Origin of the sequence: Clostridium carboxidivorans P7, from assembly GCF_001038625.1 — a bacterium.
In the GTDB taxonomy this organism is placed as follows: domain Bacteria; phylum Bacillota; class Clostridia; order Clostridiales; family Clostridiaceae; genus Clostridium_AM; species Clostridium_AM carboxidivorans.
This window is the reverse complement of record NZ_CP011803.1, coordinates 5334737-5350616: the sequence shown is the minus strand read 5'-3', so window position 1 is coordinate 5350616 and position 15880 is coordinate 5334737. Positions and strand designations below refer to the sequence as shown.

Below are 15880 nucleotides of genomic sequence, written 5' to 3'. Positions count from 1 at the left end.
CTTGCCGTAACCTTGTTTTTATCTTGTTTTAACAGTAAGAAAACCCTGTGTGCTGTCACAGGGCTTTTGGCAATAAAATGGTGAATGTAGTTCCACAGCCGAGAATGCTGGCTGCTGTAATTGTCCCTTTGTGAGCGCTGACAAGTTCTTTGGAAATAGAAAGGCCAAGCCCGTTTCCTTTGGCAGCTCGTGAATGGTCACATTGGTACATTCTTTCAAAAATAAGTGAGAGATTATCAGAAGATATACCTTTCCCGTTGTCTGTTATTACAATTTTAGCCTGTTGTTCATTCTCAAAAATACACAGCGACATATTATCCCCCTCACTGTGGGTAATAATATTTTGTAATAGATTATTGAGAATACGGGTATACGCAGTTGCGTCTATGCGCATGGAATACTCTGTTTCAGGTATATCAAATTCATATTCAAAATGGCTATTTTCTAAAATTGGAATCCAATCAGCTATAATATTACGGGTTAACTCATTTAAATCAAAAATCTCGAAATGAAAAATTTGTTCCCCAGAATCTAATTTAACCCATTCAAACAGATTTTCTACAAAATGTTTTAAGTGCTGGGATTTATCATAGGCAACATGTATATATTCGTCCTTTTCTTCTCCTACAACAATTTTACTTTCGATTGCTTCCAAATAACCGACCAATGAAGCAAGTGGTGTTTTCACATCATGTGAAAGACTTGCCATTAGACCTTTGTATGCCTGCTCTGATTGCTTTTGCTTAATAAGCTGTGATTGGCTGCTTAATGCAATTTCGTTAATACCATAACAAATTTGCCTTGTCATATCGCTCTCCCTTGCTAAAACACGTCGATTAAGGTTTCCATTTTTTATATCTTCTAAAGCGTCTTTCATAAGTGCAAGCTGTGTTTGGACACGCCGTAAGACAGAAACTAGATACGCTATACTAATCAGGGCAAGAACCAAGGCAAAAATCAGATAAACATTCATATTTACGTCAAGCCTCCTTATTAAAACGATATCCTACACCTCGAACTGTTAAAATATAAAATGGACGGTCAGGGTCTGGTTCAATCTTTTTGCGTAATTTACTGATAAAAGACATAATATTGCTATCGTCAAAAGAATATTCATCTTCCCACACTTGTGTGTAAATCTGTTTTTTGGTAAACACCCGTCCTTTATTTGAAGCCAAAAATGAAAGTAAATCAAATTCTTTACCTGTGAGTTCAACTAGAATATCATTGACAGAAACAATGCGGTTTACTTTATCAATCAACATACCTTGTAATGCTATTAAATCTGTTTCCATTGGAAAAGTAGGGTTTAAAGTAGTATACCGACGAATAAGAGAATTTACACGAGCCATAAGCTCGCTAATACTGAACGGCTTTGTTAGATAATCATCAGCACCTAACCGTAGTCCGGAAACTTTATCGTCCTCGTCGCTTTTAGCAGTAAGCATGAGCACAGGGATATTGCTTGTTTCTCTAATTATTTTAAGAACTTGAAAGCCATTTATATCCGGCATCATTACATCCAAAATTACGAGAGAAAGAGAGCCCTTACTTTTATTTTCATCAACCAAACGAATCCCCTCTATACCACCATGTGCAATAATAGCAGATAAATTCTCTTTCTCTACACATTTTTTCATAAGAGTACAAAGCTCTTTATCATCGTCTATAATCAAAACTCTACTCATTTCGAAACTCCTTTCTTCGCCTGTAAACAGGATTCTTCGCATCTTTGAGAAATATCCCAAATTTCATAGGCTTGTCTTGTTGTCATGTAGTACATTTTATTTTCTCGAACAGCATTCTATATTTATATTATACTATTTTATCGATAAATCCAAAGACATTTACCACTACACTAGCTGAAATCAGTGAGTTCACAAGGAGGATTTTTCTCCGCTATACTATGAAAAATCTTTAATTTATATAGATTAGGCTTGTTTTGCCTTAGCAAAACAAGCCTAAAAGATAAATTTAGTTTTCTGCCGTAAGGAAGAAAACTCTCCTTCACTGTCCTTTGTCAATTGTCCTCTCATAAAAATTATTGCTTAAAAATATATAATTTTATACTGTAGAATCATTATTTTTGATATAATTTAAAATACTCTCCACAACTGACTGTGCAACTTCCTCAAATATCGTATCTTGATTTTCATAAAGCAATGCAGTAGAACTCATTCTTTGCAGCACACCCATAATTGTTGAAAAGATATAACATCCGGTTTTAATAACGTCTAAATCTCCCCTTAGTGATCTATCCTTAATTCCAGTGTTAATAACTGAGTTAAGAAAATGATCATTTATTTCTTTACTTAAGAAATTTTCTCGCCTTAGTTTCAAAGCCTCATTAGGGTTATAGCACTCATAATAAAGATCAAATAAGATAATAAACTTCATCTGATCCTTGTTCTGTTTTCCAAAATCCACCCATGCGTTCAGTATCAATCTAAGCCTCTCTATGCCACTAGCATCTAACTTATCAACTGACTTTATCCATTGTTTCATATTATTTAAAATATCTACATGAATCTCGAATATGAGTTCTTCAATTGAATCAAAATATTTATAGAATGTAACTCTGCTGACTCCTGCAAGTGTACATAAATCCTTAATATTAACATTAAGGAAATTATATTTTAAAAACAACTCTTTTCCTGCTGAAATTATTTCATCTCTATTTTTATTTTTTACTTTTTCATGCCAATTATCACTCATTTATAATTACCTCGTTATTTTGCATTTTACTTTCTTTTCTCACTAGACATGTTGTTATCAAAAGAATAAAAGCACCTAAAATATAAGGCAAATTTATCTGTTTGTCAAATAAGTTTCCAGCCAATATTGGGCCTATTATATTACCTAAACTTGTATACATATTATTAAGTCCTGATACAAAGCCTTGCTGATCCCCTGCCTCTTTTGAAAGCATAGTATTTACTGTTGGTCTAAGTAATGAGTTAAAGGTAAAGAATACTGATGAAACTAGTATAAGATATATAAAGTTTACTTTTAATAGCATCAATACAAGTGCAATAGCAGCCATAACTAAGGAAAATCTTATGGTTTTGTATTCTCCATAACGCTTTATTACCTTATCTATAAGCCATACCTGTACAATAATACCAATGGCTGCTCCAAGAGTTATTAGTACAGAAACTTGTTGAGTGGTGAATCCATACTTATGCTCTACAAACAGCGAATAAACAGTTTCATAGTTTACTAAACCAAAAGTCATAATAAAAATGAGAATCAAATATCTAAAATAAGAAGTATGAGCAGACTTAACAAGTTGTTCTACAATAGATTCCTGCTGCTCAGATCCTTTTGATGCAGTTCTTTTTTCTATAGGCAAAGTTTCTGGAAGTATTAATGTTAACAATGTAGAAGCTATTCCTAAAGCTGCTGCAAAAAAATAAGGAACTCTTATTCCAAAATTAGCTATCATTCCGCCTATTCCTGGGCCTAACACCATACCTAAATTCATAGCAGCACTTAAGTAACCCATACCTTTTGCTCGGGTATCTTTTGAAGTCACATCTGACACATATGCTAGAACTGATGGAATCATTATTCCTAAACCAATTCCTCCTATAAACCTTGCTATATATAATAGCATTAGATAAGGAGAAACTGCAAATATAAAATCAGATATAACAGTAAGAATCATACCAGAGAAAATCATTATTTTTCTTCCATATCTGTCTGAAAGCCTCCCACCTATAGGTGAGAATAGGAATTGAGCCGCTCCAAAGGCAGCCACCAAGTACCCTGCTGCACTCCCGGCAGCATTAAATTGTTTTAGGTATTCAGGTAAAATTGGTATAACCATCCCCTGTCCCAATAGAGCTATAAATAAATTTATCATCAAAATAAATAAAGGTAGTTTTTTAAAATACGAATTTTCCATAGTTATCACTCCTAATTTACATTGCGTAAATGATTTACATATTGTAAATCATCTACTTAGTGTAAACTATTATATATTTATCTTTTTACTTTGTCAATGGTATCCTACTTTTATAATTTTATCATCTATAAAAATATCCTAGGAATTTTTCTACTCCTAGGATATTTATAACTCTTTAATTATTCAATTAGATTATTATACCTTCAAAATGATCCATTTCATGTTGAATTATTTGTGCTGTAAATCCAGTAAACACTTGCTTTTGACTCTTAAAATTTCTATCAAGATATTCTACCTCTATCATTTCATATCTTTTTGTTTTTCTAACGCCAATTAAAGATAAACAACTCTCTTCTGTTTCATAAGGCTTTTCCTTCTTTAATATAACTGGATTTATCATAGGCACAATAAGGTTCGCTACAGTAAATACCAATATGCGCTTTTTTACTCCAATCATATTACCAGCAAGTCCAACACAATTCTGTAAGTTCGCTTTTAATGTATCCATTAAATCATCAACTACTGCCATATCATCTTTAGTTGCCTTTTCTGATTTTTGTCCTAAAAACAATACATCTTTTACAATTGGTTTTATCATAATTCGCACCTCAACTATATATTAGAAAAATTTAATACCTTCATTCCAGGCCTTTTTAACCTGTTTAATACTCTTTCTTCATCTATTATATACCATAAACCAAAGTCTAATAAGTTTAATTCTATATCTTTTACAAATGATTCCGGATATTTAAAGCCATTAATTCCTAGTCTATTTTCTAAAGCTCCTATATTCATAATTATTTACCTATCCTTTTCATAATGTCTGCTCCAAATGAATTATTATTTTTAATGATAATGATGACTTTTTAAACTATATTTTAGATAAACAAAGTATTAAGTAAAAAAGTGTACCTGCATTTGAAAAAATACAGGTACACCCTTTTTAACTAGACTTTAAATTTGTCTACTAACACTCTTAATTCTTCTGAGATTGTAGCTAAGCTCTCTCCTGCTATGGCAATTTGTTCAATTGTATTGACTTGTTCTTGCATAGATGATGATGCTTGTTCTGTTCCAGCAGCATTCTCTTCAGAGATTGCAGATAAATTTTGAGTTAATTCAATGATTTTGTTTTTATTTTCTGTCATTAAATTGGCAGAATTATTAAGTTTATTAACTACAGATTTTATAGAATCTATTGCTTCTGCTATCCCTTCAAATTTTCCTTCAGTTTCTCCAACACTAGAAGCTTGTTCCTCAATTATCTGCTTAGTTTGCTGCATCAAATCAACTGCATTTTGTGATTTTATCTTTAACCCAGTTATTACTGTTTTAATGTCATTTGTAAAGTTATTTGATTGTTCTGCAAGCTTTCTTATTTCATCAGCAACAACTGCAAAGCCTTTACCTGCGTCTCCAGCTCTTGCTGCTTCTATTGCAGCATTTAAAGCTAAAAGATTTGTCTGGTCTGCAATACTTTGAATCATAGTACTAGCATTTTCAATTTTTTCTGCACTTTCATTGTTACTCATGATAATATGGTAAACATTGTTTGCAGAATCATTATTTTTCTTAGTTTTTTCAACAAGTTCTTTCAAAATTAAAAAACCTTCTGATTTTTGCCTTTCAATTTCAACTGCCGCAACATTCAATTCTTCAATATAATTTAAATCTTGTTCTAATAAATTACCTAAATCTTCTACATTATGGGCTGCCATCTGAGTATCTTTAGCTTGATCAGTAGCTCCTTTTGCGATTTCCTCAATAGCCTTACTTACTTCATTTGATGCAGTAGCTGCTTGCTCCGAAGTAGCAGTTAATTCTTCCGATGAAGCTGCAACCTTTTCTGTTGAATGTGCAGTTTTCACAATGAATTCTGATACATTCTCTCTCATACTTACAAAGGCTCTTATCATATCTCCTGCTTCATCTTTCCTGTTTAAGTATTTTAGTGTGTCTGCCTTTTCATCTACTGAAAAATCCAAATTAGCAAAATCTTGTACTCTCTTTGTTACTGCTAAGATAGGTTTTGTTATACTACTGGAAAGAAAATTAAATAAAATAGTTGCCAATATTAACATGGCCCCTGCAGAAAATATCATTATATTTACTATTTCTTTTGCACCAGCTCCTAACTCTTTTTCTGTCATAAATGATGCTAGTATCCAATCAGTTCCTTCTACTTTATAAGGATTAACAATATACTTTTCGCCATCAACAACAACATCAAATGATTTTAGATCTTTAGCTAGAAGCTTATCTAATCCGTTAATACCAACTTCTCCAACCTTTTTAAAATTGTTTTTAGGATTTTTTCCATCTGCCATTATAAGACCATTACTATGTACAATCATTGAATATCCTGTTTTACCAATTTTCATTTTATTTAACATATCGCTAATATTAGTTTGCTGTACGTCTATTCCTATGGCACCTATAATTTTCCCATTTTTATCAGTAATTGTACGAGCATTACTTGTAAGCAGTTGGGACTTATAACTGTATGGAGCTGTTCTAATAACACTTCCCTTTTTATTCATTGCATCATTAAACCAAGGTCTTTTTGAAGGATCAAATCCTGCTGGTAGACTCTCTTCCGGCCATTGTATATATCCCCCATCTTCTGTTCCTAAATACACATAGCTTGTACCTTTATGGCTGTTTGCATATTGCTCGAACACTTTATAAATTTCCTGTTCAATTCCTGCTTTAGCTGAAGGTTTCATTGGAGTATCTTGAGTTGTATTTTTATAGGTTGTAATACTGTTATCAGCCATCATTACTGATGGATTTGTTGTTAGCATATCAATATTTTTGTCAATTTGATCATAAAAAATGTTAATTGCTTGAGAAACGATCTTCATTTGTTCTTTAGAATTAGCAAAATAATCTTCATGAGACTTTTTATTAATTTCATAAATTAGAATACTACTAATACTTACTAAGGTTATCAAAAGAACTACCATTGAAGATAGTAAAATCCTTCCCTTTATTCCAATAGCCTTTTTATTCATAATACCAGCTCCCTTCTTTCACTAAGTTTTTATATTTCATCATTTTTTGTTCTATTTATTATATTCAATAAATTCAGACAATTAAAATTCTAAAATGAGGAACCCTAAAGAAATGCTTAAGAATACTCAATATATTTTAAATAAAGTAAATAGATACTTATATTGTTATTTAAAATTATAATGTTAATATTTGTCTTTGTCAACGCAAATATGTCATTTTCCTGAATTTTCCTACATTTTTTGCAAAATATAAGAATCAAAAAATTCATGTTATTTTTATTGTCAAATAATATTGAATTTTTAAGATTCATAAGTTATTTTATAAGCTACTAAATCCTGATCTATAAATTTTTCTATACCAGCTATTGTATGCAATTAGCAAACATAAATTTCCAGTTTTTATAATGACCCCTAGGGTACTAAATAATAAAATTTCCTCTAATAATTTTATTATTTAGTATGCATATAATTCTATCACCTCTTCATTCTAACTTTCAGCAATAAAAAACTAGCTTATTATAAATCATAATACGCTAGTTCTATCTTAAAATTAATATTAAATATTCTATAAAATCTACATTGTACAATCATTTATTCTTAATACAGCTTTAATAACTTTACCATTGTGAGAGTCTTCAAAGGCTTTGTCAATATCTTCAAAATCATAGAATTTAATTAATTTATCAAATGGAAATTTACCTTCTTTATAGTATTGAATTAATTGAGGAATAAATAACTTTGGAATAGAATCACCTTCTACAATCCCAATTAAAGATTTTGCTTCACCCATTAATTCTTCTTGTACATTAATGGTCAAATCTCCAGTTGCTCCTAACACTACTGCAGTACCTAAGAAACGAACACAAGCAAGAGCTTTCTTTACAAAATCACCAACTCCAGTAGTATCAATTGCATAGTGGCATCCTCCATTTGTGATCTTCTTAATTTCACAAACTATATCATCAGTTTCTTTTCTGTTTATAGTATGAGTTGCTCCAAGCTCTTTTGCAAGTTCTAAACTGCTTGGATTTCCTCCTACTGCAATAATTTTTGAACATCCTGTAATTTTAGCTGCCATAATAGCACTCATTCCTACAGTTCCACATCCAAATACCGCAATGGTAGAACCAAATTTTGGATTTAATCTATTTAATACAGCACCTGCACCTGTTTGGATGCCACAACCTAGAGGGCCTACCAATGCAAGATCTATATCATCATCAACCTTTATTGCACTGTTTTGATTTACCACTGCATAAGTTGCAAAGGAGGATTGTCCAAAGAATGAAGATATTTCTTTTCCATTTTGTGAAAGTCTCTTTGTACCATCACTCATAACCCCACCAAAATTAATTTCATTAAAATTTTCACATGCATGTTGATGTGCACTTAGACAGTTTTCACAATGTCCACAAAATCCAAAGGAAAATCCAACACGGTCACCCTTTTTAAACTCAGTAACACTGCTACCAACCTCTTCTACAATACCACAACCTTCATGTCCAAATACTGCTGGTAAAGGTACCGGAATCACTTGTAATTTTGCAACTTCATCAGTATGACAAACACCACTTGATACTATTTTTACAAGTATTTCATCTGCCTTTGGTGGTGCTAATTCTACCTCTTCAATTTTAAAATCTTGTCCTTTTTCATGAACTACTGCCGCTTTTATTTTCATAATAATCCCCTTTCTTTAAATATCTAGTGCACGATAGTATCCGTTTGTAACTGCCTCAACAACACGACCAGGCTTAATACAGTCGCCTGTTTCAAATACACGTGGTGCTGCGTTATAAAAGCTGTCTGCAACTTCACGGTCAGCTTTCATACCTGCTGCTAATAAAATGCTGTCAGCCTCAAAAGTAACTTCACCATCAGTCGTTTCACAGACAAGTCCTTCAGCTGTAACAGCTTTTGCCTTTGTATTTACATTAATCTTGATATCGCTGCCGCGCATTGCCCTTACCATTGCACTTTTGTGCATAAAGTAAGAATCTGCTGCCCAGTCGCTTTTCATCTCAACTATTGTAACATCCTTTCCAAGGCTATCCAGATAAATTGCACATTCACATCCAACAAGACCTCCACCAAGGATAACAACCTTCTGTCCAAGTGCAGGAGTTGCCTGATGAAGAGCTTCAAGACCAACAACTTTCTCATTATCAATTCCAAGGATTGGTGGAACAATCGGTTTAGCGCCAATAGCTGTAATAATCACATCAGCATTCTCTGCTGCAGCCTGCTCAGCAGTAAGCTCTGTATTCAAACAAACCTCAACGCCTGATTTCTCCAAACGTCCTTTTAATACTTTTACAAAGTTGAACATATCCTGCTTAAAAGGAATATACTGTTCAGAAAGAAGCTGTCCTCCAAGTTCACTGCTCTTTTCATAAAGAGTAACAGAATGACCACGATGAGCTGCTGTAATAGCTGCTTCCATACCGCCTGAGCCACCACCAACTACGATAACCTTCTTTGGCGTTGTGGCTGGGAATGCATGCTTATTTTCCAGCTCATTACCGATAACCGGGTTAAACGCACAACAGAATGTTCTATTTGTTAAATAATTGAAGAAACAGGTATAGCAGCGGCAGCAGCGATTAATATCATCTGCATTTCCTGAAAATGCTTTCTCTGGGAAATATGGATCAGCCAGTGATTGACGTGCAACCTGTATGATATCTGCTTTTCCTGAAGCAATAATTTCTTCCATCATGTCCGGATCATTTAGTCCGCCTAATGTAGCAACTGGTGTCTTAACATGCTTTTTAATCTCAGACGCAAGATATACATTATATCCATGTTCAATAAACATAGATGGGTGAGTAAGTGTAAATACCTCCGGGTCTTCATGAATACCAGCAGAAACATGGATAATATCGACCTTCCCATCCAGCATTTTGGCCATATCGATGCCTTCTTCGATTGTGTATCCGTCTTTCGTATACTCTGCTCCACTCATACGGAATTCAATTGGATAATTAGGTCCAACAGCTTCACGTACTTTTTCTATTACCAGCAGTGGAAAACGCATACGATTCTCCAGACTGCCCCCCCATTTATCTGTTCTGTGATTCATGGTTGGAGAGCTGAACTGACCAAGCAGCCATCCATGACCACCGTGGATAAGTACCATGTCAAAGCAAGCTTCTTTCACCAGTTTTGCACCTTCAGCAAAACAATCCGCAACTCTGTAGATATCCTCATCTGTCATGCTGCGAACCTGAAGTCCTTCTGGATTTATTTCATCATTAGGGCCAATTAATGTGCCCTCAGCATTGCCATGACCACGGGCATTCCCATATTTTCCACCATGTGCAAGTTCCATTACTGCATTACAATTGTGACGATGCATAGCGTTTGCAGCTTCCTTAAGTGAAGGGAGAGACATTATGTCATAGAGTTTTATTTCCTTTGTATGTGTACGACCAATAGCATCTACAATACCAAGACCAATGGTTACACTAGCAAGACCACCGCGTGCACGATTTTCATGGAATGCTATTTCTTCTTTTCTCATATTACAGTCTGCGTCTAATTCCGGATTGGACATAGGCGCACCAAAAATTCTGTTTTTAAAAGTAACTCCGTTAATTTTGATAGGACTGGCAAGATGTGGATAATATTTGTTCTTCATATCTTCTTACTCCTTTTTTATCTGAGTTTGATAATTCCTTGACACCTTAAGTATATATGATAAAATTAAGACAAAAAAGAAGAAAAATCATTGTATATCTACAACCAAAAGGTTGTATGCAGAAGACTGTTCCGTGAACATTTGCGATTTTTAATTATAGTTGTGCTATTTTCTATAAGAAATTTATTATACGATGTGTGATAATTTACTATATTTAAAAAGTTATGAATGAGGATGAGTTATGACATTCAGACAAATGGAAGTCTTTATAGAAGTATGCGAGTGCAAAAGTATCAATAAGGCATCTGCTGTATATCATGTGTCCCAGCAAGGTATATCCAAAATAGTCCGAGAACTGGAAGAAGAGCTTGGATGCCAATTGCTTTACAGAAATGTCAATGGAGTATCTCCCACAAAATATGGTGCGTATTTTCTGGATGAATGTCGTATTATTTTGGAGCGAAAAAGATATATGTATTCTCATATTTCTCAGATAAAGGATGTGCCTCAGGAAACCATTTTTCTTGGTATGGCCTTTGGCGTAATTTCTGTACTGCCTTATAAACTGATTACAGATTTCGAGAATACACATCCACATGTGAATATTGAATATGCAGATCATGCAGACTTTTATCTGGAAGAACTTTTGAAAAAAGACGAATATGATTTCTGTATTACAACTGGTGTCATAGATACAGACCGCTTTTCTGCTGAATGTTTAATTCAAGAACATACATATCTGTGTATTCCGTGTACACACGAATTATACCGCAAAAAACATATCCAGATAGATGATTTGAAAGATCAACGATATGCCATGTTTAACACACAATTTCACATACGCCACAATTTCGTTGCCACTTGTCGAAATGCAGGATTTAACCCAATTATTGATATATCCTCTGGTGATTTCAACTCCTTAATAGAGATTGCCCAACATAATAACCTTCTGTTTGTTGTTCCGGCACATACCATACGTCCAGATGATTCCAAGCTCAGATATTATAAATTCCCGGATGATACCTTTAGCTGGGACGTATATTTCGTAAAGAAAAAAAACAAAGTGTTGACTGAAAATATGTTGGCATTTTATCGATATATAAAACAACAACTTCCTAAACTCAACAATCATCAGAGTACAATAGCTTTCCATGACCTCAATAAATGAAATTCGAAATAAAAAATAACTCCCGACAAGGCTGTCAGTAATATCATCCTAGACGGAATAGCAATCTCAACCTTTCAGTCTTCGCAATCATCCCTGGGGTAGTTACAAAAATTAGAAGTTTATGTTTGCTATTATAAACCAATTTGAACTAAGCTCTTATGTGATATTTTTCTCAAATTATTATTGTATAACTCCATGGTTTTTAACATCAATATTAACTTTGACATTAAAAACTATATTTCTATATACACTTTCCCAATTAATATTTTTCCAATAACTATTATGCCTTGCACGCACAATATCTCCTATTCCTAATGGATCACTACCTACTTCTTGAGTATACTTTAAGAGCTTTTCACATACATCCTTGATATCTTTTGATAAAGCTTCCTCAATAGATTGCTCGATTTTTTCGCCATACATCTTATTCCATTTATATTCTCCAATATTAGTTTTAAAATTTAAATCTATATTAACTACAGGTATATCATTTTTTATATCTACTGTAAGTTTACGCTTAGCTTTAGTAATAGAAATTGCACATCCCCTACGTCCATTTTCTGATTCCCTTTCGGGCATGATTTTGGAAATGTATTCACCTTTTTTCATTTTTCCCATCATTGCTAACAGTAAGGAGGTTTGTTTTATATCAATTTTTCCCACCATTTTATCACCAGCAAATAGTGCAGACCCTGTAAGCTCAATCCCTTTTCCCTTATCGTGCTGCAATTTTATAATTGGCGCTACAGGGTCTATACCTGGTGAGAAGTATAGTGTAGAAAACTGAAATATTCTTGTTTCAGGTATATAAGATAATCTAATATTATTTCTGATTAAATCGTGTATATATGCATAAGTTGGTGGTTTATCACCAACTGTTTGAAGTGCTTCGATTAAATCTTTGGAACTTCCTTCTGTTATTACAACAAAGGCAGTTGATGGGTCTGATGCTTCTCGTTCAGCTACTTCAAATAAATCATGAATTCCTTTGATTGCTAAAGAATCTGAAATTAGAATTTGTTGTATCTTTCCTCCCTCAGTAACTTTTGCTGCTGTATGTCTTGCTATCTCTCTAAACTCTCTTAGTAAATTCGCATCTGCATATATCAATTCTGTTCGTTCTCTTGCTGTAACATCAAATACAGGAAGAACAAACGACATTAGTATACCATTCGAACTAGATGGATCAAAACCTACTTGCATCACGAATCCAGATTCTTCATATATCTTTTGATCCCAACATCCTGTAGAACTTATAGTTACTATTACAAGAAGTATAAAAATGAACATTCTTTTCATTTCAGTTTAGTCACCTTCCTCTTGAAAATAGAAATAAAAAAAGTAATTATAATAATAAGTATTGCTATTGCACCCATATTTCCAGCATACTCTGAGTATATATAGGTGTCTTCAAAGTCTCTTGGTATTCTACTTATTATTATTTCTATTACAACTATAATAAAAATCAAAAGGTTCTCTTTTTTTACTTTAAACAACTGTTGGATGCTATAATATGTTGAAAAAAGGTAAGCACGTACAGTAGAAGCCATTGTAGGAAACCAAAATAAAATATATAATGTATCCAATCGCTCAATAACTGGCACTTGTATTGATTGTTCGATATTATAAACAGGCATTACAAGCATGCTTAACTTTATTTCACCAAATATCATAGTTGAAACAACCACCTCTAAGGCATAGTATATTGTTGTAAAAATTATTGATATTGCCATGTATTTTATAGTCTTTTCCTTATTTTTTATGTTTGGATAGATTGGAGCTATTAGCTCAAACCCAAGAAATGCATAGATATTCATTTTTATTCCCTGTACTATAGACCTTAAGCCAGATTCCCCAATCGGCAGTAAATATGTAAATCTAGCATATTTACTGCCTAATAATAAAGTAAGTATCAGTATAAAATATGAAAAAAATAATATAACTGAAAACCTGCATATGACTTTTAACCCTTTGGAAATACCATATATTGTTGATAGTAAAATTAAGATAGTTATAACTAAAGGAGGTGTAATCTTTAGAACACCAATATTTACAGCCTCCATAAATATCCTTAAGGTTATTCCTGTAATAAATGACATATATAGTATAAAATACAAACTAAGTATAAACCCTATTATTTTACCGTATACTTCATTATATATTTGAAAAATTGTTTTATTTAAATACCTTTTTAACAAGTATGTGATTATTAATGCCAAAACTAAGCATATGATACCTGTTGCAATAGTTGAAATCCAGCCATCATGACCTAACTTTTGTGCAAGAATAGCTGGTAAATTTAAAATTCCTATCCCTATTTGTGCTGATATCAAAAAAGCCATTAATTGCATTGAAGTAATATCATGTCTAGTATCATTCATTTTTACTACCTCTCCATTTTCTTATAGGCTTTGAAATATTCGATCTTCTTTTCATAAGCTGTAATGGCGCTCTTATTATTGTATCTTTAATGCCGTTTAGCTTGAGAGGCATCATTGGCATAAGATAAGGTTGACCTAAAGAATCTAATGACAGTAGATGCATCAACAATAAGGAAAAACATGTTATCATCCCAACGATACCAAATACTGATGCCATTAATAATATGCCTAATCTTATAACTATCATAGATATCCCAAATTCATAGTTTGGTGTAGTATAAGATGCTATCGCCATTATCCCAACAATTATAATAAATAGGTTACTTACAATACCAGCAGAAACGGCTGCCTGACCTATTATTATACCACCAACAACACCTACAGTTGTACCTATATATGTAGGTAACCTTATTGAAGCTTCTTTAAGCATTTGAATTGTGAATTCCATCAAAAGTGCCTCAACTTGAGGTGGAAAAGCAACAGTTGATCTTGATCTACCTAACTGTACTAATATATTAAGTGGTATCAAATAATATTGAAATGCTGTGATTGAAACATACAATCCAGGTAGCGTTAATGTAGTAATGAAACTGAAAAATCTAACACTCCTCACTAGTGTAGTAGGTATCCAGTTACTACTATAATCATCTGGAGCTTGGAAAAAAGAAAAAAATGATGTCGGTGCTATTAGTGCAAATGGTGTACCATCTAAAAGTACTGCAACTTTACCTTCAAGAAGGGCACCTATTACTTTGTCCGTTCTTTCTGTGGTAATATATTGTGGAAATAGTGCATATTTAGAATCTACTATTAACTCTTCAATGTGCCCTATAGATAGTAAACCATCGATTTTAATGTTACTGATTTTATTATAAAGATCGTTTATTATTTTCCGATTCGCTATACCATCAATATAGGAAATAACTAAACTTTGGTTAGTTATATTCCCTAAAACTATATATTTAAATTTAAGTCTGTTACTTTTAATCTTTCTTCTTAGTAAAGTAATATTTATACTTAAAGATTCAATAAAACCATCATGAGAACCACGTACATTTTTTTCACCTTCAGGTTCAGTTATAGATCTTTTTTCTATTTCAACCATATCACATACAATAGCAAAATTAGACTCATCTATTAAAAAAACAGTCTTTCCTTCTAATACTGAAGTTACTACAGAGTTTATGTCATAACACACTGAGTTATTTAAGGCTGGTAAGTATTCTGTGATATTTTTCTCTGATAATGCAGAACAATCCATTGTCAATAAAGGGCTTACAAAATCTCTTTGTATCAAATCTATATTGACAAAATCCTTTAAAAATATAAAGCAACCCTTCTTCATTTTCTTTAGCATTACTTGTTTTTGAATAATATCTGGGCAATCTATAAATTCAATATTTAGCTCTCGTAGATTATCATTTAAGCTGGTCACTAAATTTCTGTTAGTAATCAAGAATTTCTCACATCCTTAGACAACTTATGGATATTAATAAAGTTATAAAAAATATGTTATTATATTTTATTGTATCCAAGTAAACACCAATTATGTGAATAGAAAACTTATGTTCTTGAAATAAAAGAATTAGACCCAATTGTTGAAGATATTAATACTATAAGCCACAAGCATTATTCTCATTTTTATAGTGTATCGTAACATTCTATCAATTATAGTTGTGAATCAAAAAACAAAGGAAAAAAAGGCATGAAAATAGGACTAAGGAAATTCTATCCTTAATCCTATCATATTTCTATCTTAGCCTTTGGTAT

13 protein-coding genes are annotated in these 15880 nt (G+C 32.7%); 1 reads left to right on the top strand and 12 read right to left on the bottom strand.

Features of this window, described 5'->3' with window-relative positions; genetic code table 11:
- Positions 1-55: 55 nt before the first annotated feature.
- The 9 genes from Ccar_RS24030 to Ccar_RS23990 form a co-directional block, all read right to left on the bottom strand.
- The gene (locus tag Ccar_RS24030) at positions 56-973 is read right to left on the bottom strand and encodes a sensor histidine kinase (protein ID WP_007060967.1); all 918 of its coding nucleotides are present in this window, start codon (positions 971-973) and stop codon (positions 56-58) included.
- A gap of 7 nt (positions 974-980) precedes the next feature.
- A complete protein-coding gene (locus Ccar_RS24025; RefSeq protein WP_007060968.1) occupies positions 981-1688 on the bottom strand; it encodes a response regulator transcription factor in 708 nt (235 codons plus the stop codon).
- A gap of 376 nt (positions 1689-2064) precedes the next feature.
- Positions 2065-2715 carry a TetR/AcrR family transcriptional regulator gene (locus tag Ccar_RS24020; RefSeq protein ID WP_007060969.1) on the bottom strand — a complete coding sequence of 217 codons (651 nt, stop codon included), beginning with the start codon at positions 2713-2715 and terminating at the stop codon, positions 2065-2067.
- The gene (locus tag Ccar_RS24015; RefSeq protein WP_007060970.1) at positions 2708-3907 is read right to left on the bottom strand and encodes an MFS transporter; all 1200 of its coding nucleotides are present in this window, start codon (positions 3905-3907) and stop codon (positions 2708-2710) included. Before Ccar_RS24015 ends, Ccar_RS24020 begins: the two co-directional genes overlap by 8 nt.
- A gap of 187 nt (positions 3908-4094) precedes the next feature.
- The gene (locus Ccar_RS24010; RefSeq protein ID WP_007060971.1) at positions 4095-4505 is read right to left on the bottom strand and encodes a peptide deformylase; all 411 of its coding nucleotides are present in this window, start codon (positions 4503-4505) and stop codon (positions 4095-4097) included.
- Positions 4506-4519: 14 nt separating this feature from the next.
- Complete coding sequence (locus Ccar_RS24005) at positions 4520-4702, bottom strand: hypothetical protein (RefSeq protein ID WP_007060972.1); 183 nt, start codon at positions 4700-4702, stop codon at positions 4520-4522.
- A 152-nt stretch (positions 4703-4854) separates the two neighbouring features.
- Positions 4855-6921, bottom strand: a complete 2067-nt coding sequence (locus tag Ccar_RS24000; RefSeq protein ID WP_007065077.1) for a methyl-accepting chemotaxis protein — start codon at positions 6919-6921, stop codon at positions 4855-4857.
- Positions 6922-7495: 574 nt separating this feature from the next.
- Entirely contained in the window at positions 7496-8602 is a 1107-nt protein-coding gene (locus Ccar_RS23995) for an NAD(P)-dependent alcohol dehydrogenase (protein WP_007060975.1), read from the bottom strand.
- Between the two features lie 15 nt (positions 8603-8617).
- The gene (locus Ccar_RS23990; protein WP_007060976.1) at positions 8618-10561 is read right to left on the bottom strand and encodes an oxidoreductase; all 1944 of its coding nucleotides are present in this window, start codon (positions 10559-10561) and stop codon (positions 8618-8620) included.
- A gap of 241 nt (positions 10562-10802) precedes the next feature.
- Between Ccar_RS23990 and Ccar_RS23985 the strand changes: the two genes are divergently transcribed.
- Complete coding sequence (locus tag Ccar_RS23985) at positions 10803-11729, top strand: LysR family transcriptional regulator (protein ID WP_007060977.1); 927 nt, start codon at positions 10803-10805, stop codon at positions 11727-11729.
- A 180-nt stretch (positions 11730-11909) separates the two neighbouring features.
- Here Ccar_RS23985 and Ccar_RS23980 read toward each other — a convergent pair whose 3' ends face one another.
- The 3 genes from Ccar_RS23980 to Ccar_RS23970 are packed head-to-tail and all read right to left on the bottom strand — an operon-like array spanning position 11910 to position 15566.
- Entirely contained in the window at positions 11910-13028 is a 1119-nt protein-coding gene (locus tag Ccar_RS23980; RefSeq protein ID WP_007060978.1) for a Ger(x)C family spore germination protein, read from the bottom strand.
- On the bottom strand, positions 13025-14110 hold the full coding sequence (locus Ccar_RS23975) for a GerAB/ArcD/ProY family transporter (protein ID WP_007060979.1): 1086 nt from the start codon (positions 14108-14110) through the stop codon (positions 13025-13027). Before Ccar_RS23975 ends, Ccar_RS23980 begins: the two co-directional genes overlap by 4 nt.
- Positions 14103-15566, bottom strand: a complete 1464-nt coding sequence (locus Ccar_RS23970) for a spore germination protein (protein WP_007065078.1) — start codon at positions 15564-15566, stop codon at positions 14103-14105. Before Ccar_RS23970 ends, Ccar_RS23975 begins: the two co-directional genes overlap by 8 nt.
- Positions 15567-15880 lie beyond the last annotated feature (314 nt).

Coding starts and splice junctions, on each gene's coding strand:
- Ccar_RS24030 (WP_007060967.1), bottom strand. CDS start 973: ATGAATGTTTATCTGATTTTTGCCTTGGTTCTTGCCCTGATTAGTATA.
- Ccar_RS24025 (WP_007060968.1), bottom strand. CDS start 1,688: ATGAGTAGAGTTTTGATTATAGACGATGATAAAGAGCTTTGTACTCTT.
- Ccar_RS24020 (WP_007060969.1), bottom strand. CDS start 2,715: ATGAGTGATAATTGGCATGAAAAAGTAAAAAATAAAAATAGAGATGAA.
- Ccar_RS24015 (WP_007060970.1), bottom strand. CDS start 3,907: ATGGAAAATTCGTATTTTAAAAAACTACCTTTATTTATTTTGATGATA.
- Ccar_RS24010 (WP_007060971.1), bottom strand. CDS start 4,505: ATGATAAAACCAATTGTAAAAGATGTATTGTTTTTAGGACAAAAATCA.
- Ccar_RS24005 (WP_007060972.1), bottom strand. CDS start 4,702: ATGAATATAGGAGCTTTAGAAAATAGACTAGGAATTAATGGCTTTAAA.
- Ccar_RS24000 (WP_007065077.1), bottom strand. CDS start 6,921: ATGAATAAAAAGGCTATTGGAATAAAGGGAAGGATTTTACTATCTTCA.
- Ccar_RS23995 (WP_007060975.1), bottom strand. CDS start 8,602: ATGAAAATAAAAGCGGCAGTAGTTCATGAAAAAGGACAAGATTTTAAA.
- Ccar_RS23990 (WP_007060976.1), bottom strand. CDS start 10,561: ATGAAGAACAAATATTATCCACATCTTGCCAGTCCTATCAAAATTAAC.
- Ccar_RS23985 (WP_007060977.1), top strand. CDS start 10,803: ATGACATTCAGACAAATGGAAGTCTTTATAGAAGTATGCGAGTGCAAA.
- Ccar_RS23980 (WP_007060978.1), bottom strand. CDS start 13,028: ATGAAAAGAATGTTCATTTTTATACTTCTTGTAATAGTAACTATAAGT.
- Ccar_RS23975 (WP_007060979.1), bottom strand. CDS start 14,110: ATGAATGATACTAGACATGATATTACTTCAATGCAATTAATGGCTTTT.